28 protein-coding genes, 1 tRNA gene and 3 pseudogenes are annotated in these 25,848 nt (G+C 63.0%); 8 read left to right on the top strand and 24 right to left on the bottom strand.

Features of this window, described 5'->3' with window-relative positions; genetic code table 11:
• Positions 1-6 precede the first annotated feature (6 nt).
• The 3 genes from HAP54_RS35390 to HAP54_RS35380 are packed head-to-tail and all read right to left on the bottom strand — an operon-like array spanning position 7 to position 3,898.
• Entirely contained in the window at positions 7-678 is a 672-nt protein-coding gene (locus HAP54_RS35390; RefSeq protein WP_166295052.1) for a phage tail tip fiber protein, read from the bottom strand.
• Positions 645-3,482, bottom strand: coding sequence for a host specificity factor TipJ family phage tail protein (locus tag HAP54_RS35385; protein WP_176422127.1), 2,838 nt, complete (start codon positions 3,480-3,482; stop codon positions 645-647). The genes HAP54_RS35390 and HAP54_RS35385 overlap by 34 nt, the downstream gene beginning before the upstream one ends.
• The gene (locus HAP54_RS35380; protein WP_224741637.1) at positions 3,467-3,898 is read right to left on the bottom strand and encodes a hypothetical protein; all 432 of its coding nucleotides are present in this window, start codon (positions 3,896-3,898) and stop codon (positions 3,467-3,469) included. Before HAP54_RS35380 ends, HAP54_RS35385 begins: the two co-directional genes overlap by 16 nt.
• Before the next feature lie 601 nt (positions 3,899-4,499).
• On the opposite strand from HAP54_RS35380, the gene HAP54_RS35375 reads away from it, so the two are divergent.
• Both HAP54_RS35375 and HAP54_RS35370 read left to right on the top strand, forming a co-directional pair.
• Positions 4,500-4,889, top strand: coding sequence for a hypothetical protein (locus HAP54_RS35375; RefSeq protein ID WP_175619271.1), 390 nt, complete (start codon positions 4,500-4,502; stop codon positions 4,887-4,889).
• Positions 4,889-5,094 (top strand): annotated as a pseudogene (locus tag HAP54_RS35370) (hypothetical protein). Before HAP54_RS35375 ends, HAP54_RS35370 begins: the two are co-directional and overlap by 1 nt.
• A 199-nt stretch (positions 5,095-5,293) precedes the next feature.
• On the opposite strand, the gene HAP54_RS35365 reads toward HAP54_RS35370, so the two are convergent.
• From HAP54_RS35365 to HAP54_RS35285, 17 genes are all read right to left on the bottom strand, one after another.
• A complete protein-coding gene (locus tag HAP54_RS35365; RefSeq protein WP_029084769.1) occupies positions 5,294-5,818 on the bottom strand; it encodes a DUF1833 family protein in 525 nt (174 codons plus the stop codon).
• A gap of 2 nt (positions 5,819-5,820) precedes the next feature.
• Positions 5,821-6,192 carry a hypothetical protein gene (locus tag HAP54_RS35360; protein ID WP_166295046.1) on the bottom strand — a complete coding sequence of 124 codons (372 nt, stop codon included), beginning with the start codon at positions 6,190-6,192 and terminating at the stop codon, positions 5,821-5,823.
• Between the two features lie 3 nt (positions 6,193-6,195).
• Positions 6,196-8,412, bottom strand: coding sequence for a hypothetical protein (locus HAP54_RS35355; protein WP_166295044.1), 2,217 nt, complete (start codon positions 8,410-8,412; stop codon positions 6,196-6,198).
• Positions 8,412-8,774: a phage tail assembly chaperone gene (locus HAP54_RS35350; RefSeq protein WP_224741638.1), complete on the bottom strand. Its 363-nt coding sequence runs from the start codon at positions 8,772-8,774 to the stop codon at positions 8,412-8,414. The genes HAP54_RS35355 and HAP54_RS35350 overlap by 1 nt, the downstream gene beginning before the upstream one ends.
• A complete protein-coding gene (locus HAP54_RS35345) occupies positions 8,771-9,232 on the bottom strand; it encodes a hypothetical protein (protein ID WP_166295042.1) in 462 nt (153 codons plus the stop codon). Before HAP54_RS35345 ends, HAP54_RS35350 begins: the two co-directional genes overlap by 4 nt.
• A 108-nt stretch (positions 9,233-9,340) precedes the next feature.
• Complete coding sequence (locus tag HAP54_RS35340) at positions 9,341-10,558, bottom strand: phage tail tube protein (protein ID WP_166295040.1); 1,218 nt, start codon at positions 10,556-10,558, stop codon at positions 9,341-9,343.
• 21 nt (positions 10,559-10,579) lie between these two features.
• Positions 10,580-11,035, bottom strand: a complete 456-nt coding sequence (locus HAP54_RS35335; RefSeq protein ID WP_166295038.1) for a hypothetical protein — start codon at positions 11,033-11,035, stop codon at positions 10,580-10,582.
• Positions 11,036-11,045: 10 nt separating this feature from the next.
• The gene (locus HAP54_RS35330) at positions 11,046-11,513 is read right to left on the bottom strand and encodes a hypothetical protein (protein WP_166295036.1); all 468 of its coding nucleotides are present in this window, start codon (positions 11,511-11,513) and stop codon (positions 11,046-11,048) included.
• Complete coding sequence (locus HAP54_RS35325; protein WP_166295034.1) at positions 11,513-11,803, bottom strand: hypothetical protein; 291 nt, start codon at positions 11,801-11,803, stop codon at positions 11,513-11,515. Before HAP54_RS35325 ends, HAP54_RS35330 begins: the two co-directional genes overlap by 1 nt.
• Entirely contained in the window at positions 11,803-12,180 is a 378-nt protein-coding gene (locus HAP54_RS35320; RefSeq protein ID WP_166295032.1) for a hypothetical protein, read from the bottom strand. Before HAP54_RS35320 ends, HAP54_RS35325 begins: the two co-directional genes overlap by 1 nt.
• Positions 12,177-12,572, bottom strand: coding sequence for a hypothetical protein (locus HAP54_RS35315; RefSeq protein ID WP_166295030.1), 396 nt, complete (start codon positions 12,570-12,572; stop codon positions 12,177-12,179). The genes HAP54_RS35320 and HAP54_RS35315 overlap by 4 nt, the downstream gene beginning before the upstream one ends.
• A gap of 7 nt (positions 12,573-12,579) precedes the next feature.
• Positions 12,580-12,939, bottom strand: coding sequence for a hypothetical protein (locus HAP54_RS35310; protein ID WP_166295029.1), 360 nt, complete (start codon positions 12,937-12,939; stop codon positions 12,580-12,582).
• On the bottom strand, positions 12,939-13,517 hold the full coding sequence (locus tag HAP54_RS35305; protein WP_166295027.1) for a head-tail connector protein: 579 nt from the start codon (positions 13,515-13,517) through the stop codon (positions 12,939-12,941). Before HAP54_RS35305 ends, HAP54_RS35310 begins: the two co-directional genes overlap by 1 nt.
• A complete protein-coding gene (locus HAP54_RS35300; protein WP_166295025.1) occupies positions 13,426-13,983 on the bottom strand; it encodes a hypothetical protein in 558 nt (185 codons plus the stop codon). The genes HAP54_RS35305 and HAP54_RS35300 overlap by 92 nt, the downstream gene beginning before the upstream one ends.
• Before the next feature lie 349 nt (positions 13,984-14,332).
• Positions 14,333-14,407, bottom strand: a tRNA-Glu gene (locus HAP54_RS35295).
• A gap of 146 nt (positions 14,408-14,553) precedes the next feature.
• Entirely contained in the window at positions 14,554-14,703 is a 150-nt protein-coding gene (locus HAP54_RS35290; RefSeq protein WP_166295023.1) for a hypothetical protein, read from the bottom strand.
• A gap of 138 nt (positions 14,704-14,841) precedes the next feature.
• Positions 14,842-15,195, bottom strand: coding sequence for a hypothetical protein (locus HAP54_RS35285; protein ID WP_166295021.1), 354 nt, complete (start codon positions 15,193-15,195; stop codon positions 14,842-14,844).
• A 163-nt stretch (positions 15,196-15,358) separates the two neighbouring features.
• On the opposite strand from HAP54_RS35285, the gene HAP54_RS35280 reads away from it, so the two are divergent.
• Positions 15,359-16,591 carry a Zn-dependent hydrolase gene (locus tag HAP54_RS35280; RefSeq protein ID WP_166295019.1) on the top strand — a complete coding sequence of 411 codons (1,233 nt, stop codon included), beginning with the start codon at positions 15,359-15,361 and terminating at the stop codon, positions 16,589-16,591.
• A 28-nt stretch (positions 16,592-16,619) separates the two neighbouring features.
• Here the strand turns inward: HAP54_RS35280 and HAP54_RS35275 are convergent, their stop codons facing one another.
• Entirely contained in the window at positions 16,620-17,525 is a 906-nt protein-coding gene (locus tag HAP54_RS35275; protein ID WP_166295017.1) for a sulfite exporter TauE/SafE family protein, read from the bottom strand.
• Between the two features lie 630 nt (positions 17,526-18,155).
• Between HAP54_RS35275 and HAP54_RS35270 the strand changes: the two genes are divergently transcribed.
• From HAP54_RS35270 to HAP54_RS35250, 5 genes and pseudogenes are all read left to right on the top strand, one after another.
• Positions 18,156-19,193 (top strand): PrsW family glutamic-type intramembrane protease, encoded by a 1,038-nt coding sequence (locus HAP54_RS35270; RefSeq protein ID WP_166295015.1) that lies wholly within the window; start codon positions 18,156-18,158, stop codon positions 19,191-19,193.
• Positions 19,194-19,243: 50 nt separating this feature from the next.
• Entirely contained in the window at positions 19,244-19,816 is a 573-nt protein-coding gene (locus HAP54_RS35265; protein WP_166295013.1) for an HdeD family acid-resistance protein, read from the top strand.
• Between the two features lie 237 nt (positions 19,817-20,053).
• A complete protein-coding gene (locus tag HAP54_RS35260; RefSeq protein ID WP_166295012.1) occupies positions 20,054-21,139 on the top strand; it encodes a 3-deoxy-7-phosphoheptulonate synthase in 1,086 nt (361 codons plus the stop codon).
• A 188-nt stretch (positions 21,140-21,327) separates the two neighbouring features.
• Positions 21,328-21,942 carry a TetR/AcrR family transcriptional regulator gene (locus HAP54_RS35255; RefSeq protein ID WP_175619561.1) on the top strand — a complete coding sequence of 205 codons (615 nt, stop codon included), beginning with the start codon at positions 21,328-21,330 and terminating at the stop codon, positions 21,940-21,942.
• Positions 21,943-22,012: 70 nt separating this feature from the next.
• Positions 22,013-22,874, top strand: a pseudogene (locus tag HAP54_RS35250) (DMT family transporter).
• A gap of 159 nt (positions 22,875-23,033) precedes the next feature.
• Here HAP54_RS35250 and HAP54_RS35245 read toward each other — a convergent pair.
• The 3 genes and pseudogenes from HAP54_RS35245 to HAP54_RS35235 all read right to left on the bottom strand — a co-directional run bounded on the left by HAP54_RS35245 (position 23,034) and on the right by HAP54_RS35235 (position 25,827).
• Positions 23,034-24,379: pseudogene (locus tag HAP54_RS35245) on the bottom strand (IS701 family transposase).
• Between the two features lie 74 nt (positions 24,380-24,453).
• Positions 24,454-25,518, bottom strand: coding sequence for an IS630 family transposase (locus HAP54_RS35240; RefSeq protein ID WP_166295010.1), 1,065 nt, complete (start codon positions 25,516-25,518; stop codon positions 24,454-24,456).
• A gap of 42 nt (positions 25,519-25,560) precedes the next feature.
• Entirely contained in the window at positions 25,561-25,827 is a 267-nt protein-coding gene (locus tag HAP54_RS35235; protein WP_166295008.1) for a hypothetical protein, read from the bottom strand.
• Positions 25,828-25,848 lie beyond the last annotated feature (21 nt).

The following is a 25,848-nucleotide window of genomic DNA, read 5'->3' as shown; positions in this document are numbered from 1 at the left end:
CGGCGGTCAGGTTGAGGACCACCCCTTGCCGTCCGAGCTCTGGATCACACCAGCGGTCAGCGTGCCGACGTTGGCCGTGATCGCGCTCAATGTGCCGACGTTCATCATGCGTGCCGTCAGGACGCCGTCGAGATACATATTCGCCGTGATGCCGATCGAGGCGACGCCGTTGATCGTGCCAACCGTAAAAACAGCCTTTGGCAAATTGCCGTTGTAGCCCGGCAGCTGGATCTGGAACTTATCGGCGACGACCGTGAAGGCCGAGACCCCAGATCCGCCATTGACCAGCTGAATTCCGGTCACATAGCCGTTGACGCTGAGCGTCAGAGACCAGGCAGCCGCGGCATAGCCGTCGATCCTCGAGATCGCGCTCGACTGCTCGGTAATCGATGCGTTGACGTCGCCAAACTGAGCGCTGACCGACGTCGTGAGATCAGCGACCGCCTGCTGCGCGTCGACTGCCACGGTCTGGACTGTCGAAATCTGGGCGAAGGCCGCACCGACGCGGGCAGAGATTTCCGACTTGATCGACTTTTTGTCGAGCCAGTTGCGGGCGTCCTGGTTAGCAGCGGTCGACGAGATCAGCTGCAGGGCCGCATTGATCTCGTCGTTATCTTGATCCGCGACCGCCGTGACCTGATTTTTCAGGGCCGCATTGAACGACTCGAGCGTGACCATGCCCGGCGACAGCTTGCGGTCGGCGCCTCGACGTCGACGGTCGAATAGGCGCCGCGCATCGTCGCATTGACCGCCTGGACGCGCAGCCGCACCGCGGCCAGGCTGACGACCGTGTCGAATTGGTTCTCGGCCCCCTCATAGACCTGCGTCCAATTCTTGCCCTCGTCATAGGAGACGCCGGCGACGTAGTAGATCGCGCCCGCGGTCGGAAACCAGCTGGCGAACAGCCGCGGCTCGGCCGTGCCCTGGCTCATGTAAGCATTGAGCCCAAAAACCAGCGGGACCTTGTCGTTTGACGGATATTGCGCGCTCGGCGGCACCGGCGGGTTGCCGAGATCCGTCGCGTGAACCCGCTCGTCATCAACCACCATGTTGAGCGTGAACTGGTCGCCGTTCGGCGAGCCGTCGAGGACAACGCACAGGCGCGATTGGCTTGCACCCGTGCCGAGGTCAAATGACGGATATTCCGCACCATCCTCGCGGGCCAGGACGGCCGTCAGCGTCGTCGCCTGCGCGCTCTCCGCGGTCGCCAGGCTGGCAGCGTCGAGGACCGCATGCGCGACGTCGACGCCGCGGCTGCAAAGCACCGGACCAAAGAATTTCCCGTTCGGCTTCCGCAACCGGATATAGAACGGCCCACTATCCCAGACCGGCGCAGGACTGAGCGTCAGCGTCGCGCCGGCGACGCCGACGACGGCGCCGCCGTAACCGTAGTTCTCCGGCAGATCGGATTGAACCCTGACCACAGATCCGCGCGTGATCGCCCTGCCCTCATACTCTGAGCCGAGCGCGACGTTTTCCCGCCGATAGATCGACTGCAGATAATAAAACGCGCATTCCCGGAATGCCTGGTCACGGTTGACGATGCCGTCGACGCGCTTGGTCTCGGCATTGACCGACGTAAATGTGTCGCTCTCCGGCGGATATTGCACCTGCGCCGGCCGCCAGGTGCTCTCGTCGACATACTCGACCATGACAGCGTCGGGATCTTCTTCGCCGAGCATGGTGAAACTGACCTGCATCGAATCCCGCACGATCTCGCGATCGGTCATCAGCATGGTCGGCACGTCGCGCCACTCGTCACGGACGATTGAGACGGTATCACCGAGCCAGTAATGCTGCGCTCGAGACGGCGCCAGGATCTTGTTAAGCGCATCCGGCACGGCGACGGCCGTCATAAATCGATAATCGAACGTGTCGCCGCGAGCGTCGCAGCCGGCCGCATGCGCCACAACGGCGTTAAAGTCGACCTTGGCGATCGACAGCCCAGATCCATACTGACCGCTGGTGACTGCGTCGAGGAAGGCCCAAGCCGGGTTACGGGTTGCCTGCGTGACGAAGGCCGCCCCATTCCAAACCGGCACCTTGCGCGTGCCCAGCACGCCGAACTTATAGGCGCCTTGCGTCGACTGCGACGCCTTCAACCGGATCGCGATCGTCGAGACGTCCGGAAACGAATTGCTGCCTTTCAGGAACGAGCGCAGGCCCGCCCAGAGCACGGAATTACTGCCCGCGGTCCCGGACAGCTCGGCGTCCTCGCGGCGAAAGCGGACAAGATAACGGCCAGGCGCGACGTCGACCTTGACGCTGTCGCGGACCGGCGCCTGCGATGCATACTGCCGCACGATCGAAAACAGCGGGTTGAACGGTCCGGTTTGCGCGCCGGCGTTGTCGCAGGTCGCATATTCTGCGGTCAGGCCGACATTAGAAAAACCGATAGAGCCATCCTGGCCGTTGACCGTGTAGCAGCCGGCCGCAAAGACGAAATCGACAGCAAGCGATTGCGCCAGCGTTCCGGCCGGGTTTGCCGCGAACGGTCCAATCCAGGCGCCAGGCGTTCTCGCCGAGGCGCCGAACGGCAGGCCGTTGGCGTCATATTGTCCGCCTGATGTTCCGGTCCCCGATGGCAGCTGCTGGCCGCTGACCTCGGCCGACTGGTCGACGTTGGTCGGAAACAGCGCGACCGCACTGCCAGGCTCATAAAATGCGATCTGCGCATCCGAGAACGCTGCCGCGATCCCGTTGGTCGCGTCCCAGAAAACGGTATCGTCGATATAGACGGCCTCATACTGCATGCTGCCCATCGTCGGCGACAGCAGGACGTTGAGGTATTGATCGTTGGCAACGAACTCGCCCCAGGGCGTCGCGGCGAAATCCGGATAGTCCTTTACGCGCCCATACCAGACCGGCAGCGGCTGGCCGAGCTTGGCGACGTTGCCCTGCGCTGCGACCGAGTAAATCTGGTCCTGCGTTGCGCTCGGCGTATTGGTCGCGCCGGCCTTTGGCGCCACCAGGGCGTTGACGAGCAGCGAGCCGCCGATGCCGATCGCCGCGGTCGTCGCGAGCGCGCCAAACGTACCGGCGCCAAACAGCGCAGGGCCGGCCCAAATGGCGAAGGCCGAGACCGCGACCAACGCGACCAGGCCGATGATCTGTTTGGCCGTATTGCCGCCCTGGCCGCCGCCGAGCGGATAGGACATGAAGCGAACCGCATCGGCCGGCCCGATGCGGCGCGACCGCCAATCCCTGCGCAGCACCGCCTCGCCGTTGATCTCGAGCACGGTCGGCAGGCCTTTCTTGAACTGCCAGCCGAAAGCCCGATCGCGCGTTGCCCAGCCTGTACGCCGCAGGAAGGCCGCGACGGTCTCCCTCGGCCGCGGCTCGGCGCAACCGACCTCGAGGCCAGGCATCACCAGATGCAGCACCGGCTGACGCGCGGCGGCGCTGCGGCGCTCGCGACGAGCTCGCGGACGCTCCGGCGAGCTCGCCGGCGGCTTGGGCAATCGCTTCACAGATCCGTGCATGTCACCGGCTCACAGAACATGAGGTTTTTCCAACCGACCTGGCGCAGCGCCAGGACGGTTTCGCAGGCGACGCCGGCCTGGCTATCGCAATGGATCACCCGGCCCTCTTGGCGCAGCCAGACGCCGATATGGGCGGGAAATCGCGCATGGGCCATCAGCACCAGCGCGCCGTCAGCGGCCATCACCAGGCCGCCGGGACCGTCCGGCACCGGGCGCCAGCGCGCGCGCTCCGGATGGCCGGCGAACTCCTCGAGCACCCAACGCCTGCTGAAATCCGCCGGCACCGCGATTTGTGGCAGCTCGCGGCCGAACAGCTCGCGCTGCACATGGCAGGCGAAATCCCAGCAGTTGCGGGACTGCCAGGCCCATGGCTCGCCGATCAGCGGCGACAGGAATGACGAACGATCAATAGACAAGAGCCCGTTTCCTTCCAAACGACTGGGCGGATAACTCGACGTAGGTCAGCTCATTGAGAAAGAGCGGACGTCGGTTAGCTTGACCGCCATGGGCGGCTTTTGGACCATTGCGGAAAGGGGGGCGCCCTAAACCTTCGTATCGTTCCGTTCACCCCTCAAGATGCCGGGCGATTACCTACGTTCAGTTGAGCTGTTGATCGTGATCGTCTTAGGCTGCATGCGTTTGGAAAGGCGCACAGGTTCATCAAGTGCGACAGTGAAAAAGGATGATCGACGAACAGCTGCGATAAGGCCAAGAGGAGACTACAATGCTCAACTGCTCCGAAAGCATTAAATCTGGCAGTGCCGCGCGATGCGCAGTTTGTGATGGCAAGTTCGGTCTCGTCCGGCACTACTCGTGGCGAACACCTCTTTGTTCCAAGAAGTGCGCCGATCGCTTCAGAGCTCGCAGGGAAAGTGACCGCAATTGGGTGGGTTGGCTCCGGATCACCTTCAACCAGCTGCTAGAGCACCGCGCGAGGACTTTGTGATGGTCGAGGTCTCACAACGAGGCAAGGCATATTTAGAGACAGCATGGACTTTGCTCCGCGCAGCCCAAACCATGACCGACTCAGCGAGTGCGGGTCAGCTCAAGGCCCTTGCCGACGACTACGAGCGGCGAGCTGAGAAAGCTACTTCGCATGTTGATGCGGCCAAAGCATTCGCCCGATCGGCTGCTAGCGCTGAACGTCGAATGGCGTGCATGACCGGGTGGGCAGCTTCAAACATGTCCCCCGAATTCTGTACCATTGAAGCGCTGAACCTGCGCCCCGGCTCCAAGGAGCTGGAGGCATTCAACGTCGAGCGTGTGCGCGGCTACCTCGAATGCAATCTCGGCTGCAAGAAGAAGGAAGTGATCCGCGCGCTAGGCCTGAATCCGCGCACGGTGGCCAAGGCCATCAAGATCATCCGGGCAAATGCTCATCGCAGCGATGGGGCTCTCCAGCCGTAATCAAGATCATCGCCGTGCTCTGCAATCTCTCCTCTCCGGCAAATTGCCACGAGCAGACCGTTACCACCTCAGACTTCGCCGACGTCTCGATGAGTCCTGCCTGATGGGTGCGCCGCAACTCGCTGCGTGGATGAAGGAGCTCCCGGCCGAACGCCTTGCGGCATGGCGCTGCGTGATCGGCAAACAGGATGGCAGGGGAGCTTAGGGTGGAAAGCCGCTTCCCCGGTTGCGTTGAACCGCTCCAAAGGGTGCAATTACTGACTGAGACCGTTCGATAGCCACCAAGGCCTGCCGATCGAGTGAGTCCTTGTTTAAGGTGCATGAGTCCGGAAGTGGCCCAAGGCTGACATTCGACGATACCTTGTGCAAGGTCGCTTTGTGAAGCTAAAGCGGACTCCGGCACCTTAAGCCAGTAAGGATGGAAACTGCACGTAATCATAATTCTTGGTGATGCGCGGAAACCGCTTGTTCTGCAGGTTTTTCACCATGACCGTTCCGGTCAGCGACGCCCCGACCATCTGCACACTGCGCAGCTCGAATTCGATCGGCCCATAGGCCGGCTCGGTCAGGTCGCTGCCGAGATACTCGCGATAGAGCACCTGGATATATTCCCGCGTCCCCTGCGCCGCGCGGATCTTTGGCACCAGCTCGCGGTTGACGTTGTCGATCTTGATCGTCGTCGACGGCGGCTGGCCTTCCTTTTGCTCCGGATAGCCGGCCTCGAAAGGGCAAGCGATGAATGTCGCGGTCTCGCCGGCGTTGCGCGGCGCACCAGCCTCGAGCCCAAAGGCCATATCATCGCCGACATTGGCGACGACCCGCGCCGGCTGATCGAATGACGACTGCCAGAGCTCGAGCGTGTAATAGATCCGCGCGCTAGGCGGACATGAGGCATAGGCCTCGAGCAGCGCTTCATTGTGCGTCGGCATGGCTAGACGTCGTAAACCCGGAGCGTCATGCGGACGTCGACCTGGCCCGGATTAGGCCAGCTGGCGACGAGCGTTGTGCCTGGCTTGACGAACTGGCAGACCTTGTTCGCCAGCGACGTTCCGAGCCAAACATCAATGGTGAAACGAGCCGATCCGAGATTGAGCGTCGTCTTAACCCACTCGACGAAAGTGTCATAGTCAGCCGCGTAGAAACGGACCGTCTGCGTCACAGTGCCGACATTGTCGCCAGGTCGCGGACGCTGGCGCACGTTGCCTTGCTCCATATCGGTCGCGATCGGATCCCGCGCGCGCTGCAGATTGAAACCGTCTTTGAGGATAACGGCGTTTGCGATCGGAAATGCCGGCAAGGCCATGGCTTATTGTCCCGTGAACGGTTTGACGCCGTACTGGTCGCCGAGCACGCGCCGGCCAGTGCCGGTCGACAGCGAGTCGCCGACCGCGCCGTCGACCATCTTGCGCAACGTCACCGTGATGTCGCCGTTCGGCGCCTGCTCGACGCTGGGCGTCCCATCCGTGTAATTGTTAATAGTGACCTGCGGCGAACGGCCGCCGCCGGCGCCGGCGGCAGCTCCGAGCGCAGCCATCTGGCCTGGCGTAAAGACGCCCTCGCCGCGCTGTGCGATGATCGGGACCTCGTTGCCGGCGATGCCGCCGCTATGAAAACGCTTCGCGTCGTCGAAATACGCCGAATGAATGTAACGCATCGACGTCGGCTCCGAGCCGATGATGCCGCCCGTGTGGTAGAGGCCGCCGAGGCCGCCCGTAAAGCCAGTCGACGACGCGCTGCCGGCGGACGCGCCGCCGATCGAAAACCCGCCGAGGCCGCCGGCTGCCGACTGCAGCGATCGCATCAGCGGCTCGACGATCGTGATCTTGATAATCATCTGCTCGATCGCGCGGATGATCTGGTTCGACATATCGGCAAAGCCCTGCCCGGCCGACTTTGCGCCCGTGCTGATATCGGCCAGGCCGTTGACCAGGTCGCTCTCGATCGCCCCCGAAATCCCCTTGAAGGCATTGTTGGTCCGGATCGCAGCGGCATACGTGCTGTCCAACGCTGCCGGAACGTCATTGCCATAGATCCCCTTGAGCTGCGTCGCGATCGCGACGTCGTCGGAGGACAGGAAAGCCGTCTTACTGCTGAAATCGATCTGCGAGCTCACCTTGGCCCGCGCCAGGGCGTCGGCAGCCTCCGCGGCGCGATCGCGCAGCTCGGCAAACTTCGCGGCTTGCGCGGCCGTCTCCTTGCCGCCATTGGCCTGCACTGCGGACGTCTCGGCGGCCGTCGCGCGGAAGGCAGCGAGCGCGGCATCGCCGAGGCCGACCGCCCTGGTATCGGCCTCCTGCGTCTCGGTATGACGGCGCAGCGAGTTGATCGCGCGATCGACCGGATCGTCGGCCGTGTCCTTCGATGCGACGTTAGACCGCGAACCGAACTGCAGGCCGTTCAGGCCTGCCTGCATCGACTTGAGCGATGCAGCCTGGTTCTGCCAGGCCCAATCGCTCTGCGCGTTGCTTGTGTCGGAGATCGAGGCGCCGGTCCCGGCGTACCACTTGATCTCATCAGGCGAGAGCGTCCTGATGTTGGCTAACGGCTGGTTGGCGGAAACGATGCCGAGCAGCTTAACCCAGCCGTCCCACAGCGAGCCGGCATTCGAGAGCTCGTCGACCGCCTGTTTTGCCTCCGGCGTGATATCGATCCTAAGCCCGACCGTTTGATCTGCGTTAGGACCGCCGACACTGTTGGACAAAGCGCTGAGCTGCTCGCTTGCGGCCTTCTCGATCGAGTCACGGTCGAGCGACTTGAAGAACTTGGCGGCCCGCTCGATCAGGTCATCCATGACCGGCAGCAGGCCTGCGGCAGCCTCTTTCATGTAGAGCGACCACTGGATCGAGCTCTTGCGCCACTGCGCATCGAAATCGGCGGCGCGCTTGACCGTCTCGTCGTCGATGACGACGCCGGCGGCCTGCGCCTGGTTGCCGAGATCCGCCATCGCGCCGGCGCCCTGTTGCAGCAGCGGCACCCATTCCTTGGTAAAGCCGAGCATTTGCGCGATCGCGGTCGCGTCCTGCGGATTGCGTGCGCGACTGACCAGGTCGGCCGCGATCTGCAGCAGCTGGTTTTGGCTAATCAGCTGCCCGTTTGCGTTGCGCAGGCTGACGCCGTTCGCATCGAACTCTTTCGACAGCGAATTAGCGTTGCGCTGCGCGTCATTGAGCAGCTGCGCGGACTTCTCTAGCCCGGCGTTGACCTGGCTTTCGGTCAGCCCGGCGATCTGGCCGCCGAACTGGACGCCTTGCAGATCCTTGAGCGACAGGCCGACGCGATCGGCAAGCGCGCCCATGTCGGCGAGCGACTTGTTAAAGCTGACGACATAATCCAGCGCCTTGTTGACCGTCGCCGCCGCCGCGACGGCGCCGGCGCCGAGCGCGATCAGGCCGACGTTAAAATCCGTCGCCGCATCCGTGCCGCGTTGCGCGGCGCCGGCGGCACTGTCCATTGCCCGCTCGTAATCGGCCGCGCCTTGCGTATTCGCGTCGATAACGAGCTCGGTCACGACCTGGTCGGCCATCAATCCACCTGCAGTTTTGAGTAATCGACCAGATAGAGATCATCCAACATTTCGATGATCTCGAGCTCCCATGGAGCCAGGCCGGTTTGTGTCCGACGCAGGAACGCGTCGATGTCCTGCCATTCCAGCGGCGACAGCGCGAAACCGTTGCCGCCTTTGCGCCGGCGCATCCGGTCATAGATGCGCCAGAGATAGAGCAGCCCCGCCGGCATCGGCGGGACCTTGAGGATCGCTTCCCGTTCGGCCCTGCGCTTTGGATCGCGCGTCCTTAGCAGGAGGCCCTCGAGGACCTGGCGATAGGTCTCGCCGGCGTCGCCGGCCCTCGAGGACAGCAGGAAACTGCGCTCGGCGTATGCCCTCAAGTCTGACTTGAGGGCCTCGTAAAAGCCCGCTCGCTCGTCAGGTACTCAGTGACCTGGACGAAGAAACTGCCGAGCTCCGGCCGCAGGAACAGATTGACTGCGCTCTCGAGCATGAACGGGATGGGATCTGGCGAAACCGTCGTGAACGTTGGATTCGGCGACCAGCCGACGATCCGGCGGCAAACCTTTGTTACGTTCTGCCGGCGCCGATCGGCGACCGTCTCATCCTCGGTTTTCCATTTGCGGCCGTTGACCTGCGCGAACTCGATCGCCTTCTCCTTCTCGATCGCGTCGCGGGTCGATTCATTGTTGAGCGCGATCGTCTGCGGATGCGCAGGTCCGGCGAGCTCGATCACCCAGCCGATCGGCGTATCCGTGCCAGGCTTGCGGATCTGCAGCTTGAACGTGTCGACGGGCAAATGTGCCGAGAGATCGAGGATTGCAGTTGATTCAGTCATGTCGGGTTGCCTTTTGTCGGAAAGGTTGGCCGCAGGGTCCGACAACCCTGCGGCCGGTTCTCGCGAGAACATTCCATCGGCCTATGGTCGGCGCCGATCACTCAAACGCTACGCTGCGGTAGTCTGGAACGAGATCATGCTGTTATTGCCGGTCGCCGAGGTATCGATGCCGACCAGCGCCGGCGGGACCGTGATCGTCTGCGTGCGACCGCCGCCCTGCTTGGAAAGCGCCGACGGATCGACGCCGCCGAGCGTGAAATTCGGCACCGTGATCGACATGAAGTCTTTCGGCTCGGCCATGTTGTCGACGGCCAGGATGTTGAGGGAATACTGCGTTTCGCTGACGAAATCGGCCAGCAGCTGCAGATCCTTGCGCAGCATGGTCAGGTTGAGCGAAACCCGCAGCGGCCCCGTGAACACGTCCGGCGCATACTTGATGTTGCCGGAGCCGAACGCATCCGGCGCGCTCGGCTGGATATCCAGCGACAGATCGAACGAGGTCAGCTCGACCAGGTCGACGCCGCCGAGCCGGATCGTCGCGTCGACGACGGCGAACGGCGTCCCGGCCGTCTCCGCCGGGTTGGTGAAGTATGCGGCCTCCAATGGCCGGATCTTGCCGGTGCCTATGCCGCCGGCATCGAACGTGATGATCCCGTTCGGCGCCATCGAGAATTTGCCCGTGCCCCAGACGAAGTCGTCGAGGACGGTCGCCTTGCCGATGTCGCTCTCGAATTCCTCGATCCCGAAATAGCGCCGGACCAGCGTCGCCGGATTGGTCAACCGCTTGCCTGGCCGCGCGATCGTGCAATTCGTATCCGGCGCAGCGTTGACGATCAGCGTCTCCGGCACCGTGATCTTGTTCGCGGAGAGCGCGGAGATCCGCAGATTGCGAGCATTGTTGCCGGCGTCCGGCAGATTGGTTGCGCGGATGATATCGCCGATCTTAAAGCCCATGTCGATCGGCGAGCCGTTGGCGAAAACGATGCCGTCCGCGGCCGTCGTCAATGACGTGAAATCGGCCTGCGTCTTGCTAAGGGGCGCCGCATCCCAAGTGCCGCGCATGATCGCCTCGAGGATCGCGTCATGCGAGCCGAGCCACATTTCAGCGTTGTAGCTCGACGAGGTTTTCTGCGTGCCGTGACGGCCGCGGATCGACATGCCGTCGTTGCGGATCGTCTGCGATTCCGTGGCAGCTTTCGACAGCTTGGCACCTGGACCGCCGGAGATCGGCAGCACAGTAGCGCCGGCGCCGCCCGCGGCGATCTGGCCGAGGCCAGCCTGCGCCTTGTAGGCGACGCGGCCGGCGGAATTGCTTTGATAGACCATGCGATCAGTCTCCCGTTTGGATCAGCCGATGAAAAAGAACTGGAAAGGAATCACGACGACCAGGCCGAACCAGTTGCCGTCGTCGGAGGCGCTGTCGCCGCCCTGGACGGTCGGCCCCTCGCCGTTCTCGCCCCAGCAGCGCACGCAGGCGCCGGGCTCGGCGTTGTAGAACGTCGCATCCTTGAAGAGGTCACCGGCCTGGCCGGCGAGCGCGAGATGCGCGGCGAACCCGTAGCCCTTAGGCACGAATACATGCACGAAGATGTTGCCCGTGATTAGCCAGGTCTGGTTGCCTGGCGTGCCGACGCCGCGCTTGCGCCGCAGGGTCTCGACGACCTCGAAATAGCACCAGGGCGTGCCCTGCGGCGGCCAGGGTGTTTGCGGCGAATCTTCATTCTGGAACGAGCTCGGCGCCGCCGTCAAGCCGTCTACATAGCGCGCCCGCATCGCGGCGACGGCGCCGGCATAATCAGCCATGGAATAACCTCTAGCGTGCCCGGATCTCGAGGGCCGGCTGCCGGACGAGCCAGTCCTGGCGCGCCTTGTCCGACATGTGGCGCCGGCCGGCCTTGATCTGCTGCGAGAAGGCGGCATAGGCCGCGACGTCACCGAACCGGACCGGCATGAACGTAAATTTCACCGCGGCGCGATTGCCGAACCGCGCAGCGACGAGCAGCGCAGTTTCTTGGTAGACCTTCGGCTCGACCTTCATTTTCATCCGGCCGATCTCGATCTTGCGCGCGTAAGGGACCGGGTTGGAGATATTGATCTGGTCGCCGCGCCGGAATGCCGAAACGTCGCTGACGACATGACCATTTAGGAAAACCGTGTGGCTATCGCGGTAGAGACCGGGATGCGGATCGTCGACAGATCCGACCGGCGATCGCTCTCGCAACGTCTCGAGCGCGAAATCGACGATGTCTTGCATCGCCAGGTAGCGAAAAACGATTCGCATCAGCCATCGACCGAGACGAGCTCGTCATGCGGGCCTGTGACGATCTCCTCGACCTCTGTCGGCAAAACGCCGTCGCGGTCGAGATCGGTCATCTCCTGGTCGATACGCTGCAGCATTTTGGCCCGCGCCTTTTGCAGCGCGCGCTCTTTTGCTTCCTGGAACGCCTTCCGCGCGTTGAGGCCGGCCAGGTCGCCCGTAATGACGAAACGGGCCTCCTCACTGGTCGAGATCCCATTGCGCGCGGCGTCGAGCCTGCGCTCATAATCAGCCCCGTCGAACACCTTGCCCATCAGCCGCGGACCTGCAGCTCGAATGCGATGATCTGCCCCTGGATTCGCCTGGTCGCGTCGTCGACGCCCATGATGCTGACCTCGGCGCCGGCGATCACCAGGAAATCTCGATCCGTCAGCGGCAGCATGGTCGACAAGGCAACCTTGCCGGCCGGCACCGGCGCCGAGGGATCATTCAACAGGATGACGTGCCGGTCGCCCTGGCGGATCTCCCCGACGATCTCCGCCGGCTGATAGCCCTTGACCTTCGCCAGGACAGCCGCCTCTTTCGCGACGGCCCGCGCTGGTCCGACGCCGGCATAACGGCGGACCAGGACGGTCTCGCCGTTCTCCTCGAGCGAGCGGATATGCTGGTCGAGAGACTCGTCCGGCGTCACTGGCCGTCAACCTTGCTGGTGATGACCTGGCCGACCTCGGAGCCGCTCGAGCCGGCCTCGCCATCGTTTGGGCCGCCATTGTCCCCCGCGATCATGGTGCCGAGCAGCTGCTCGAGCTGCGCCGAGTTGTTCTCGAGCTCGCCGGCATGGCCCTGTAGCGCCTTATGCTGCTCGTCGATCTTGTCGAGCACGCGATCATAGCGCTGGCCCGTGACGCCGATATCCGTCTCGAGCTTCCTTGCCCGCGCCAGGCGCGAGCGCATGCCGGCGAGCTCGATCGGCCGTTTGATGTCGATCATGTCGATTCCCTCCAGGATCTCCGGATGCCGCTCGAGCAGCTCGAGCCGCAATTTCAGATGCGCGATCGCGACCAGCGCCGTGACGCGGTCCATCGCGCGCTCATTTCGCGCGAATGCGCAGCTTGACAACGCGCTCGAGCTGCTGCCCGTTCGCGGTCTCGATCCGGTTTGCGATGCTGTAGACGCGGCCGAGCTCGCCGCCGGTCAGCGTCACCAGGGCGACGGTCGCCGTGTTGCTCGAGGCGCTGGCGACGATGCCCAGCGGTAGAACGTAGCTCGAGGCCTTGATGCCGGCCGCAGGCGTCACGGTCTCGCCGGCGGCCAGGCGCGCGCGCTCGGCCGGCGAGAGCAGAACGTCGGACCAATCGAAACCCCGCTCGACGACCTCGTCCGGCGCTTTGGCCGGCCAGATCAGCAGCGTCCGCGCGTTGCGTGGCGCCTTGAGGATGCGATCGGCCATCACCAGACCTCCGACAGCATGAGCAGCGTGACCGCATCAGGGATCAGCGTCTTGACGTCTGGCGACAATTGCCAGGCCTTGTCGCTGACGCCGATGACGAGATCGCGCACCAGCGCGGGATTTGTCTCGCCGATGCTGTAGAGATGCCGGATCTGCAACAGGATGCAGGTTTTGACGATCGCCGGCAGATCGTCGAGATCCTCGTAACCGGCGTCGAATTCGATAACGATCGGCTCCGGCGCATGCGAGAACGCGAGCGGCCAGGACATGCCGAATTTCGGAAAGATGCGGACGCTATCGCACGCGGTTTGCACGACATAGCTCGCGGGATCGAGCGTCTGCTGCGTCTCGGTCGCCCAATCGACATACTTGATCGAATGGATCGCATCATAGACGACCGGCGCGATCGGGATCTCGATCACCGGCCGCCAGCACGGCAGCCCCCATTGGAACGTCCGCGGCACGAATGCGCGCTGGACCAGCGCCTCACAATGCCCCGTTGCCGCGCCGATCAGGCCGGAAATCAAAGCGTCGTTTTTCGTGCTCGAGACGCGCAGCTCCTCGACAACGGCCTGCATGAACGGCGACAACGGTCGACGGATAACGATCAATTGTCAAAACGTCCTTTGCTAGGAAATCCGACGTAACCTCAGCAAAATGAACTGGCGCATAGAGATGATCCGGCACGATGACGAGATCGCCCTTCTTCATTTTACCAAACATCTTCCGAACGTTTGCGGCTAATGTCGTCTGACCTCCTCCCTTAAAGGGAGCATCCGAGTAATCGGATAGATTTCGAGAGGGCGCCTTGGTCGGCGACGTCGCCCTTAGGTAGTCTTCTATTGCGGAAGACAGTCGAACACGCTGTCGGACGGCGGCGATGTTGTTGGAAATCTGTGGTGTCAGATTGATCCCTGGCGTTTCCAGAAAAATTGCATCGTTGCCGAGAAAGATTTTTAGGTTGCGACGCGCTCGACCCGGAAAGACGACCCAAATTGACGTTTCAGGCGCGACAATTTTTGTCGCAATATCGACCTTAATCATGCCCCCTCCAATTCCTTGGAGAGGCTACTACAACCGCAAGCTGTTTAAAGCAAAACGTCTCAAGGCCTTTCGCACACCGCCTTTGGTCGTAGCCATGTCAGTCTTGGCTCTTCCTACGGCTTCCTATCCAACTGCCCAAGGGTGCAAGTCCCTCTATCTCGTGGGGGTCAAAATTCCCGGTACGTCTGGTTTATAATCGCCATCGCGTGCGAGAATGGACAGCATCGAGCTGTGGAACATCAGGGGAACGGACGGTCGATACAGCGTGTCCAACAAAACGTCCAACAGCAAAAGCGCTAGGACGCTAACAGTTTGTTTTCACTATCAGATTTCTTGGAAGTTTGCGCAGTGGCGCTCCCTAGCGGAATCGAACCGCTCTCTCCACCGTGAAAGGGTGGCGTCCTAACCGATAGACGAAGGGAGCAAAACTCCCGGCAAATCAATACGTTAGACGTAAGACATGCCAGATTGGCCGCTACCGGCGAACGGCTGCGACGGCCGAACGTATAGTGGCGATTGGGCGGACGGGCAAGCGTCGAGAATGCTTTTCCCGGATTCCCGCCCCCCGGGTCACTGGCAGGACAATCCGGCCTCGATCGAGGTCCAGAAGCCGCAATGCAACGGCACATGCGCATGGGCCCGCGAACCGCCCACATGAATCAGGATGGCGGCGGCAAGCGCAACGACGACGGCGGGAACAATGAATCTTCGGAGCGACATGAGGCTGCGCATCGAACGATATCGTGGCCTAACTAAGGCCAGCGGACATCGATCGAAATCTGGGAACGGCGCACGCCTCGCGTTGTTTGGGCATGATCTTTCTCGGAAAACCGCTTCGCACTTTTCCGGATCATGCCGCTAATGATTGGCCGCGCTCGCGACGTCCTGGCCCTGGCGATTGCTCGCTTGCGCCACGGGAGTCGGCTTGATGCAGGTGCTGCAGATCACGAGCTTGCGCGCCAGCCGAGCGTCCGCATCGGCTTCCGACATCTGCGCATCCGGCGTCTCCGCGACGGCCGGTGACGCATTGCGGGCGTGGCGCCGCGACTGCGGGAGATTGGGGTCCTGTCCGGCACCGTCCCAGGCCAGTGGCCCGGTCCCCGCCGGCGGTGTGGTCATGCTGTATTGCTGCGAATATTGCGCGCAGGCGCCGAGCGCGATCGGAAGAAACAGCACAGCGGCCTTGCGAGCCCAGTTCCGGAATGCAGACATCATCACACTCACACGCTATTCGTACTGTCGTACTGCGACCTAAGAGCAGAACCGCTAAGAAATCGTTTGCCCCGATTGTTCCGTCGCATCCAACCGCGACGGCATCAAGACGGGATTGAGGCGCCAACACGTAAGATCAAGACGCAAATCCGGAGTCCAACTCATGCCAGGCATCAACACTCGCTTCGACGGCAAGCGCGTGCTCGCCGATCTCAATGCGTTGCGCGCGATCGGCGCCTACAAGACCGGCGTGCACAAGCCGACCTTCTCGGAACCGCATCTGCGCTCACTGGACTGGCTCGCCGGACATTTGCCCGACGCCGGCCTTGTCGCGACGATCGACGGCATCGGCAATGTGCTCGGCAGCAGCGCGAAGGCGGGACCGAAACTGCTCGCCGGCTCGCATCTCGAGAGCCAGAACCACGCCGGCTGGCTCGATGGGCCGCTCGGCGTGATCTATGCGCTGGAAGCCGCGCGCGTCATCAACACCGATCCCGGCACGAACGGCGCAGTCGAAGTCGCTGCGTGGTGTGACGAGGAAGGACATTTCGGCAGTTTCCTCGGCAGCCGGTCCTTCGTTGGCGCCGTGACCGAAGCCGACATCGATGCGGCGCGCGACCGCTCCAGCGATCGCACCATGCGGCAGGCGTTGCGCGATGCGGGCTTCGCCGGCCGAGCGCGCCTCAACGCCGAGCCGCGCCGCCACATCGGCTATCTCGAGGCCCATATCGAGCAAGGCGACACGCTGGAAAGCAGCGGGCTCAAGATCGGCGTCGTCACCTCGATTGTCGGCATCTGGCAGTATCGCATCAGCTTCACCGGCGAGCAGAACCATGCCGGCACCACGCGGATGGCGGTGCGCAAGGATGCCGGCCTGGCGCTGGCGCGGTTCTGTGTCGCGATCGACGACAGCTTCCCTGCCTTGTGCGGACCGCGCACGGTGTGGAGCACCGGCCGCATCACGCTGGACCCGGGTGCGCCGAGCATCATCCCCGGCGGCGCCGACATGCTGTTCCAGATCCGCGACGACAATCCCGAGGTGATCGCGCGTCTGGAGGCGCAGCTGCATCGCCTGGCAGCCGAGGCCGCTGCGCAGGGCCGCTGCGCCGTAGAGGTCGAGCGCATCCGCACCGGCGTGCCTGCGATGATGACGCCTGCCTTCCAGGATGCGATCGAGGCCGCGAGCGCAGCCTGCGCCGGCGGCAAATCGATCCGGATGCCGAGCGGCGCCGGCCATGACGCCCAGGTGCTCGCCACCATCATGCCGGCGGCGATGCTGTTCGTGCCGTCGATCGGCGGCATCAGCCATCACTGGAGCGAGAACACCGATGATGCCGACATCGTCACCGGCGCCGAGGTGTTCGTCGAAACCTGCCGGCGTCTGCTCGCAGGTTAGCCAACGCCGTCCCACGGCATTGCCGCCATCAGGTCGGACCGCCCTGGTTGCCCGATCTCAGCGAAGCTAACGCGTGCGAGCCCTGCGCGGTCCCTCTCCGCGCGGTGAAGAAGACGTACAACAAGCAGACGTCGATCAGGATCGTGCCGGCCATGATGCTGTAGGCCCACGGGCTTTCCATCAGCTTCACTTCGATCAACACGCGCGACAGGCCGAATCCCACGACCCATGCATCAAAGCTCATGCAGATCCGGCGAAACGTCTCCGCATCCAGCCGCCGGATGAGATAGGCACCGAGCGGTATGCCGACGACAACGCAGGGAACGAGCACGAACAGGATGCTCCGGCTCTCTTCGATGAACAGACCGAGCTTGTAGTATGCGATCGCAGTCAAGCTCGACTCCGTCACCCGAACCAGCGCGAGACCGGCGCGAAACTCATCTTTGACGAGGCCCTGATTGTTGAAAAGGATCGCCAGCGGCGGTCCCGAGATGGTCGTGACCGAGTACAGGACACCGAGCGCCGCGCCAAAGGGCAAACCGACGAGCCATTTCGACTGCATCGGCTTCCGCCAACCGGCCGCCTGCAGCAGGATAAGCGGCAGAATGATCGAGTAGGTGGCGAATTTGATCCAGCCGGGCTGGAGCGACGTCAGAGCAAAGGCTCCGACTGCGATGCCGGGCAGCATGCCGATGAGAATAGGCAGCACGCGCCGCCACACGGCCGGCACGCCGCTCAGATTGATGCACAGAACATACAGGTTGACGAAGACTTCGACGATGACGACCGCAGGATTGAGAACGCGGTTGGTATAGAAGACCAGCGCGACCGGCACGGTGAGAGAGGAAAACCCGTAACCAAGCGCCCCGTTCACAAAGGCCGCAAACAGAGCGATCACGGCAAGAACGATCACCGCAGAATCAATCGAAGGCATCTTTGGCTTCTACCGGATCAGTCGCTTTGCCCGCGGCATTATAGCCCAACGAAAGCCATGCGGTGCCAAAACTTGCGGGCTTTGCGCGAAGGACCGGTGCTCGCCGTGACGGCGGATCGCACCATTCGCCAAACGAAAGCGCGGACGCATCGCGTCTGCCTGACCGAGAAGCGACTTGCGCCCGCGAGAGACCATCGGCCGCGTAGCGCTCCGCCGCGCGCCGTGAAATTCGCCGCGATCTGCGGATCGGTGATGTCGTCATGGCGCGGTGCGCCCCCCAACCTCACAGCGACACGCCGTGCGGCTCGCGACATTCAAGCGAAACCGGTTGGCCCCACAGGTCGCCAGCCCACTAGGGTTCGGGGCACCGAAGCTCTGCGTCTGGACCGCCGCATGCGGCGCCGTCGGGAACCCGCCCGGCGGCCGGTAGCCGCCCTCTGCTTTGAGCTGACCGAGACCCCGCTACGCGACGCTTCCGCCGCGCTTTCGCAGGCACCGTGGCATTTTGGACACGAGAACGGCGGTCTGTCGAACCGATTCTCCCCATCGCTCGATTTGCAATCCGCTGAACTTGCTGCCATTTCTTCGGGACGCATCGCTTTGGTGCCATCAAAGGGGCCCGTCCGGCTCATGTTGTTGCTTGAGTCGCTTCCAACGGTAATCGGCGCCGCCGCCATTGCCCCCGCATTGCTTGTGTTGTGGCTCGTCATCGCCGCCGATGAGCGCCCCGGACCGCCGGTGCAGGTGTGGCTCGCCTTCGTGCTCGGCGCGGCCAGCATCTCGCTGCTCGGCCTGGCGCGAATTCCCTTCAATGCGCTTCTCGCCATTCCCGACAATCCCTGGGCGACGCAGGCGGTGCGCGCGGCATTCGGCGTCGCGGCGCCGGAGGAGATCGTCAAGGTTCTCGTCATCGTCGCGATCTCGACGCGGCGCCGCGCCTTCGCCGATCCGATGGATACGGTGGTCTATGGCGCGGCCGCCGGTCTCGGCTTCGCCGCTTATGAGAACCTCGCCTATCTGGTCCAGCACAAGGACATGTGGCGCGCGCTCGCGGCGTTGCGCAGCGTGCTCACCGTGCCGTTCCACGGCGCGCTCGGCATCATCGCCGGCGCCTATCTCGCCATCGCGCGCTCCGGCGGCGCGCTCGGCGCCTATCGCGGCCACCGCGACTGGGCGCGCATCACGAACTGGGCGCTGGTGCTGGTCGCGCCGGTCGCGCTGCACGCGGCGTTCGATTTTCCGCTGCTCGCGCTGCAGCGCATCCCCGATCTCGGCTCGACCACGCGGCTGCTGCTCGGTTCGGCCAGCGTGCTTACCGGCTTCTCCTCGATCGGTTTTGCGATCCGCCTGGTGCGCCGCCTCGGCAAGCATCATGCGCCGCGCACCGACGTTGCGCGCGAGCGGCTCAGCCAGCTGCGGCGGATGTGGGCGCTGCTCTTGATCGGCGGCGGCACCGGCTTTGCCGGCGTCTGCTTCCTGCTCACCTCGCTGCATCACTGGTACGTCAATCCCGAGCGCAATGCGTCGTTCATCCTGGTCCCGATCGGCTTCACCTCGATCCTGATCGGGCTGGCGCTGCTGATCGCGACCACCGCCGTCTACCTGTTCGGCCGCAACCGGATGCGGACCGCCGCGGAGGGCTTTCCGTCCGCGCCAAGCCAGGGCTAGGATGCGCCGCACGCGCGCAAACGTCTCGTTCGCAGATTTGGAGAGCCGCGATGACCCTGTCCAACGACCTCGACAGACTGCGATCGGAGATGCAGGCCGCAGTCAAGCAACACTGGAAGGCGTTCCTGTTCGAAGGCATCCTGCTCGCGATCCTCGGCATCGCGGCGATGATCGTGCCGGCCCTCGCGAGCCTCGCCGTCACCATCTTCCTCGGCTGGATGTTCCTGATCTCAGGCATCGGCGGGCTGATCGTGACGTTCTGGGCGCGCAACATGCCGGGCTTCTGGTGGTCGCTGATTTCAGCCGCGCTCGCCGTGCTGGCCGGGATGGTGCTGCTCGCCCGTCCGATGCAGGGCGTGCTGACGCTGACCATTGTCATCGGCGCCTATTTCGTCGCCGAGGGCGTCGCCACCATCATGTACGCGCTGGAGCACCGCCGCGAATTGTCAGGACGCTGGTCCTGGCTCCTGATCGCCGGGCTGATGGACATCGTGATCGCCTTCTTCGTCATCGCGGGCCTGCCGGGCTCGGCGGAATGGGCGATCGGCCTCCTGGTCGGCCTCAATCTGATGTTCGGCGGGGCGACCCTGATAGGTATGGCGTTGGCGGCGCGCAACACCTGACGGTGAACCGGCTGCCCTCGCGGATTTGGGGGTGACAGGTCCAAATCCCTGCGCTATAGAGCCGCCCATGATCACCGTCGCCACCAGCTATTTTTGGTACTTTAGCTACGACAGCTCGCTGGCGGCAGGAGGATCGCGCTCAATCTGAAGAATTGCAGCAAACGTCCGAAACAAGCCGCCAGACCTGGCGGCTTTTTTTATGCGCTGGCAGGTCCCAAAAATCCAAAGGAGCCAGCCGTGTTGAGTACGACAGACGATCTTCGCATCAAGGAATTGAAAGAGCTCAGTACGCCCGAAGAGGTGATGCGGGAAGTTCCGCGCACCCTGACCGCGACACGCGTCGTGATGGGCGCCCGCAACGCCATCCACGCGATCCTCAACGGCAGCGATGACCGCCTGCTGATCGTCGTCGGCCCCTGCTCCATTCACGATCCCGCGGCGGCCGTCGATTACGCCGAGCGTCTCGCCGGCCTGCGCGAACAGCTCGCCGACCGCCTCGAGATCGTGATGCGGGTCTATTTCGAGAAGCCGCGCACCACCGTGGGCTGGAAGGGCCTGATCAACGATCCCGATCTCGACAACAGCTTCGACATCAACAGGGGCCTGCGCCTCGCCCGCAGCGTGCTGTCGGCCGTGAACAATCTCGGCCTGCCCGCCGGCACCGAATTCCTCGACATGACGACGCCTCAATACATCGCCGATTTGGTCTCCTGGGCGGCGATCGGCGCGCGTACCACCGAGAGCCAGATCCATCGCGAGCTGGCCTCCGGCCTGTCCTGCCCGGTCGGCTTCAAGAACAGCACCGATGGTGGTGTGCGGATCGCTGCGGACGCGGTGAAGTCGGCCTCGCACCCGCATCACTTCATGGCGGTCACCAAGGGCGGCCGCTCGGCCATCGCCGCCACCGGCGGCAATGAGGACTGCCACGTCATCCTGCGCGGCGGCCGGGTGCCGAACTATGATTCCGCAAGCGTCGATGCCGCCGCAGCCGAGCTCGGCCACGCCGGTGTCGCAGCACGCCTGATGATCGACACCAGCCACGCCAACAGCAGCAAGAAGCCGGAGAACCAGCCGGTGGTCGCCGCCGATATCGCCCGCCAGGTCGCAGGCGGCGAACAGCGCATCGTCGGCGTGATGATCGAGAGCAATCTTGTCGCCGGACGCCAGGACGTCGTGCCGGGCAAGGCGCTGATCTACGGTCAGAGCATCACGGACGGCTGCATCGATCTGGCGACGACGGCCGACGTGCTGAAGCAGCTCGCCGACGCCGTCGACGCAAGGCGCAGCGTGCAGCGCGACGGCCTTAAGGAGCGTTCGGCCTGACGCCGCCGAACCGATTGAGCGCTGCCGGCGGGACGCAATGTTGCGTTCCGCCGGTCTCCCGCGTGTGAGGCCGCGGAGCCGTCAGGGCCAAGCGGACATCAACCAGCCGACAATCCCGCTGAACCGGTCGAAAATGCCCCCGAAGCGGCGACTTGCGATTTCAAGACCAATTGGTCTATATATTGGCGATGAGCCGCCAAACCCCTGTGCAGTTGCCCCGTGGCCGCCCCCGAAGTTTCGACGTGGACGCTGCTGTCGAACGCGCAATGGGCGTGTTCTGGTCGCGCGGCTATCATGCCACCGCGCTGCCGGACCTGCTTCGTGCGACGAAGCTCTCGCGCGGCAGCCTTTACGCCGCTTTCGGTGACAAGCACTCGCTGTTCTTGCGAGCGCTTGATCGCTACATCGCCGATGCCGTGACACGGATGGATATCGAACTCGCCCCCGGCAGAGAGCCGGTCGACGGCCTGCGGGCCTACCTTGCCGGCTACGTCGACCGCACCAGCGGTGCCAATGGCCGGCGCGGATGCCTGCTGGTGGCCACAGCCATGGAACTGGCCGGCCAGGATGCCGACGTTGGCCGTCGCATCGCGAGCTTCTTCAAAGTCATGGAGGCCAGAGTGGCGGATGCACTTTCCCGCGCAAAGGCAGTCGGCAAGCTGGCCGATGGCGTGGAGCCTTCGACCGCCGCCCGAATTCTCGTCTGTTTCGTCGAGGGGCTGCGGGTGGTCGGCAAAACGGCGCCGGCACGGATCACATCGCAAGCCACCGCCGACGCCCTTCTCGACCGTTTCACCAGGTAAGCAACCCACGGACACTCCGGCTCTGAGCGCGCCTAAATCTGGACCGAATGGTCTTGAAAGAAAGGATGCCATGTCTGCCGTTCAGATGGTCTGCGCAGTGGCCGTTCCCTTGCTGTGGGGTTATCAGTTCGTGGCCATCAAGGTGGGAGTTGCGGAGTTTCCGCCGCTGTTCTTCCTCGCGCTGCGCTTCCTGGCCATCGCGCTGCTGCTTGTGCCGTTCGTCAAGAGACCCACGCGCCAACAATTCGGCCCTGTCGCCGCTATTTCTCTTTTCCTTGGCGGCCTGAACTTCGGGCTGTTCTATGTTGGCCTTGGGCTCGGCTCGGGAAGCATGTCGGCCATCGCCTATCAACTCGCCACGCCCTTCACGGTCCTGCTGGCCTGGCCGCTGCTCGCGGAGCGACCGTCGCTCATCACATCAGCCGGAGTGGTGCTCGCATTCGCCGGCGTCGTCGTGCTGGCAGCGGAGCCAGGCCTGTCGGCGAACCCGCTTCCGCTGCTGCTTGTGGTTGGCGCAGCCTTCGCATTCGCCGTATCCAACGTCTTGACGAAACGCTATGGCCCTTTTGATCCCCTGATGTTGATGGGGTGGTCGTCGCTGCTCACCGTGCCGCAGGTCATGGTGATGTCGCTGCTGCTCGAATACGGACAGCTGGCGAGCCTTGTCACGGCGGACGGACGCGGTTGGCTGGCACTCGCCTACACAATCTTCATCGGAGGAATTGTCGGGTTTTGGCCTTTGGTTCTGGCTGATTGCCCGTTGCTCCATGGGCCGCGTCGCACCATTCGGCCTGCTGCTTCCGGTGTTCGCCTTGATTTCGAGCGTGTTGTTCCTTGGTGACCGCATGACGCCAAAGTTGATTGTCGGTGGACTGCTCGCGATCTCCGGCGTCGCCATGACCCAAGCAAGACCACGCGCTCGACCCGTTTGAACCCGGAAGTCTCGCCGCGGCGACTTCCGGGTTCGGCCGATCGCATCATTTTGCGCGCTGGCACAAGATCGCCGCTATCGGAGCGAAGCCGGCGTCGTCGAAGTTAATGAGAACGCAGCCTAGCACTACTTTGGCAGAATGTGTTTGCGCCACTGTTTTTCAAGGATTTGTTTTCGGCAGTATGGACACCTTTGAGACGGTGACCGAAGGATGAGATTGACGATAGCGTGACGTACGGCGGGCATGGTTGGCTGAGGCGGAGGTCCGTTGATTCTTTTTTTTCCGCCCCGCGTGTGCGAGGCGACGATGTTGCAGGAAGGCGTAGGCAATCATTGTCATCAGGGCGTGGCGATGAAGACCCTGCCATGATCGCCCTTCGAAGTGATCAAGTCCAAGCTCTTCCTTCAACTGCTGATGCGCCTGTTCACAAATCCATCTTGCCTTAATGGTGGCGGCCAGTGTGCGCAGATCCGTCGCCGCAGGGAGGTTGGCGAGATAGTATTTCTTCTCCCCCGAGGCGCGTTGCTCGCCGATGAGCCAAGCTTCGTCGCCCGGGAGATGCTGCTGACCCTTATCCCAAATCCGCTGCGGAGGGCCGTCGGCGGTGCGGACACGGAGAGCAGCAAATCGGGCTTTCAGCCGACCTTTCGTCCCGCTGCGCCAACTCAGGGTTTTCCATTTCGCGCTGGCCAACATTTGTTCTGCCGCAATCGATAAGATATCTGGTGGTGCTTTCGTGGTTTCCCGCGGACTTTGGTAACCGGCCAAATGAGCTGGACATTAACCGGGTACACCTTGAGGTGCCGCGGGATGCCGACAGCCCAGGCCAGCCCGCGTTCTGTTAGCCCTTGTCGAAACGGTGCGCTGAGCCCGTATCCTGCATCCGCCAGCACACATCCAAAACGCACGTTGGCTGCCATCGCGCGGTCAATCTCCGCCAAAGCAATTTCCGGCTTGGACCGTGCCGTTCGGTGTTCGACCGGCACGCGAGCGCGCTTTAGACGAGACACGTTGCTCGTCCAGATCTCGGGCAGAAAGAGACGCAGCGCGACCATTACCGGCACTTCGCCGCGCGCGAGTGTCAGCGACACCAGCGTTTGGCAATTTGCCGTTTTGCCAAGGGAGGACGCATATTGAGGCGCGACGCCAACCGAGCGTTCGCCCTTCTTCGGCATTGCCGTGTCGTCAATAACGAGCACCGCATCCTTGCCGCCGACAAGCCGGTCGGCTTGGTTTAACAGTTCAGATTCCAGCGGTGTCGCGCTCCAGACACCATCGGCGATGAAATGGTGCAGCTGATCGTAGTTGCCCGATGCAACGCGTTCCGCCATCGGCTGAACGCTCTTGCGATCGCCGGGACCGATTAATCCCGCAACGTACAGCGGACACATCCGCTGTCGGGTCTTATGACCCAACCGATCCAGAAAAGGCTTCAGCCAGCGTTCGAGTTCGTCTTCCCATTCCGCCATGGTCAGCCCTCCAAGAGCCGACCACCCATGAATCATTGAAAAATCGATTCGGGAATCCTAATCAAACGCCCGAATCTAACAATCTGCCAAAGTAGTGCTAGTACCCAGAATCAGAGCTGAGTGATACGGCGGCCTTTGAAACGGCGTTGACGGACCTTTTTCTTGGTCCAGACGAAGGGCTCGGCTCTGTCGTTGTATGCGTTGACGTAGGCATCGATGTGCTCCTGAAGCTGCGTGAGGCTTGTGAAGGAGGTGCCGCTGAGCGACTGCCCCTGCAAGATCGAAAACCATACCTCGACCTGATTGAGCCAAGACGCACTTGTCGGCGTGAAATGAAATTGCACGTTGGGGTGGGCCTTGAGCCAATGCTCGTTCTTCTTGTGGGTGTTGAGGTTGTCGAGGATGACGTGAAGCTTCCGGTTCGGAAAAGCCGCGGTGACGCTGTTCATGAAGTCGAGAAACTCGACGCGGCGTCGGCGTTTTGAATGCGCCGCGATGATCTTTCCGGTGGCGACTTCGAGCGCCGCAAACAATGTTGTGGTGCCATGCCGCTTGTAATCGTGGCTCTGGCCGGTCAAGGCGCGGCCATTGGGCAACTTCAGATAACCCTGCGCTCGCTCCAAAGCCTGGATCGAGGGCTTCTCGTCCACGCACAGCACAATGGCCTTCGCGAGCGGGGCGACATAGAGGCCGACAACATCGGCGGCTTTGGCCGTAAAGTTCGGGTCGTTGCTCTCACACCAGGACTTACGAGCCGCGAGGTCAATCTTGTGGCTGCGCAGGAACCGCCAGACATATTGGACGTCAACATCGCCCAGCGCCCCGGCCAGCAGGGGCCCGGTCCAGCGTGCGAACCCGTCCGGCGGCGGCTTGTCCAGCAGCTTCAGAATCCGCTTGTCGGTGGCCTTCGTATAGATTGGCTGCTTGCCCGGTCGCGGCTTGTCTTGCAGCCCTTCAAGGCCTTGGTCGGCATAGCGATGCCGCCAAAGGCTGACAATCCGCGGCTGGACCCCAACTTCCTTGGCGATCGACCGAGTGCTGCGTCCATCCGCCGCCAACAGAACTATCCGCGCCCGCTTCAAATCGCGCTGCAACGTCACCGGGGAGCGGCAACACGCCTCAAGCACCTTGCGATCTTTCCTCGAAAGGTGGACTTCTCTTGCTTCGGGTATCATCCCGACCTTGAATCACGACTCACGCTTTAAGAACAGTAGGTACTAGCAACCGCGGCAGATGTTCTTGATCTTCCTGTCGAGCGCGGCGTCTTCCTTGTTCACCGCGCTGTTCGGATCGTTGAGGTTCTTCTCGTTGGGAACGTCGCCGCGGCGTGGCTGACGATGTCCGATCGGCGCCTCCGGCAGCGGCGCGCTCTTCTGCATGGAGGACGATCCGCCCTGCTGCTGCGCCCAAGCCTGGGGTGCTCCGATCTGGGGCGCTCCAAGGGCAACCATCATCAGAGCCATCACCAAAACTGTCTTCCGCATCTCGCGTCTCCGCTGCTTCTA

This window comes from Bradyrhizobium sp. 2S1 (assembly GCF_011516625.5).
Classification (GTDB): Bacteria; Pseudomonadota; Alphaproteobacteria; order Rhizobiales; family Xanthobacteraceae; genus Bradyrhizobium; species Bradyrhizobium septentrionale.
This window is presented reverse-complemented; position numbering and strand designations above follow the sequence as displayed.

Bases quoted from the DNA above. Each gene is read 5' to 3' on its own strand.
- HAP54_RS35390 (WP_166295052.1), bottom strand. From the start codon at position 678: ATGGTCACGCTCGAGTCGTTCAATGCGGCCCTGAAAAATCAGGTCACG.
- HAP54_RS35385 (WP_176422127.1), bottom strand. From the start codon at position 3,482: ATGCACGGATCTGTGAAGCGATTGCCCAAGCCGCCGGCGAGCTCGCCG.
- HAP54_RS35375 (WP_175619271.1), top strand. From the start codon at position 4,500: ATGACCGACTCAGCGAGTGCGGGTCAGCTCAAGGCCCTTGCCGACGAC.
- HAP54_RS35365 (WP_029084769.1), bottom strand. From the start codon at position 5,818: ATGCCGACGCACAATGAAGCGCTGCTCGAGGCCTATGCCTCATGTCCG.
- HAP54_RS35360 (WP_166295046.1), bottom strand. From the start codon at position 6,192: ATGGCCTTGCCGGCATTTCCGATCGCAAACGCCGTTATCCTCAAAGAC.
- HAP54_RS35355 (WP_166295044.1), bottom strand. From the start codon at position 8,412: ATGGCCGACCAGGTCGTGACCGAGCTCGTTATCGACGCGAATACGCAA.
- HAP54_RS35345 (WP_166295042.1), bottom strand. From the start codon at position 9,232: ATGACTGAATCAACTGCAATCCTCGATCTCTCGGCACATTTGCCCGTC.
- HAP54_RS35340 (WP_166295040.1), bottom strand. From the start codon at position 10,558: ATGGTCTATCAAAGCAATTCCGCCGGCCGCGTCGCCTACAAGGCGCAG.
- HAP54_RS35335 (WP_166295038.1), bottom strand. From the start codon at position 11,035: ATGGCTGATTATGCCGGCGCCGTCGCCGCGATGCGGGCGCGCTATGTA.
- HAP54_RS35330 (WP_166295036.1), bottom strand. From the start codon at position 11,513: ATGCGAATCGTTTTTCGCTACCTGGCGATGCAAGACATCGTCGATTTC.
- HAP54_RS35325 (WP_166295034.1), bottom strand. From the start codon at position 11,803: ATGGGCAAGGTGTTCGACGGGGCTGATTATGAGCGCAGGCTCGACGCC.
- HAP54_RS35315 (WP_166295030.1), bottom strand. From the start codon at position 12,572: ATGGACCGCGTCACGGCGCTGGTCGCGATCGCGCATCTGAAATTGCGG.
- HAP54_RS35310 (WP_166295029.1), bottom strand. From the start codon at position 12,939: ATGGCCGATCGCATCCTCAAGGCGCCACGCAACGCGCGGACGCTGCTG.
- HAP54_RS35305 (WP_166295027.1), bottom strand. From the start codon at position 13,517: ATGCAGGCCGTTGTCGAGGAGCTGCGCGTCTCGAGCACGAAAAACGAC.
- HAP54_RS35300 (WP_166295025.1), bottom strand. From the start codon at position 13,983: ATGATTAAGGTCGATATTGCGACAAAAATTGTCGCGCCTGAAACGTCA.
- HAP54_RS35290 (WP_166295023.1), bottom strand. From the start codon at position 14,703: ATGTCGCTCCGAAGATTCATTGTTCCCGCCGTCGTCGTTGCGCTTGCC.
- HAP54_RS35285 (WP_166295021.1), bottom strand. From the start codon at position 15,195: ATGTCTGCATTCCGGAACTGGGCTCGCAAGGCCGCTGTGCTGTTTCTT.
- HAP54_RS35280 (WP_166295019.1), top strand. From the start codon at position 15,359: ATGCCAGGCATCAACACTCGCTTCGACGGCAAGCGCGTGCTCGCCGAT.
- HAP54_RS35275 (WP_166295017.1), bottom strand. From the start codon at position 17,525: ATGCCTTCGATTGATTCTGCGGTGATCGTTCTTGCCGTGATCGCTCTG.
- HAP54_RS35270 (WP_166295015.1), top strand. From the start codon at position 18,156: ATGTTGTTGCTTGAGTCGCTTCCAACGGTAATCGGCGCCGCCGCCATT.
- HAP54_RS35265 (WP_166295013.1), top strand. From the start codon at position 19,244: ATGACCCTGTCCAACGACCTCGACAGACTGCGATCGGAGATGCAGGCC.
- HAP54_RS35255 (WP_175619561.1), top strand. From the start codon at position 21,328: ATGAGCCGCCAAACCCCTGTGCAGTTGCCCCGTGGCCGCCCCCGAAGT.
- HAP54_RS35240 (WP_166295010.1), bottom strand. From the start codon at position 25,518: ATGATACCCGAAGCAAGAGAAGTCCACCTTTCGAGGAAAGATCGCAAG.
- HAP54_RS35235 (WP_166295008.1), bottom strand. From the start codon at position 25,827: ATGCGGAAGACAGTTTTGGTGATGGCTCTGATGATGGTTGCCCTTGGA.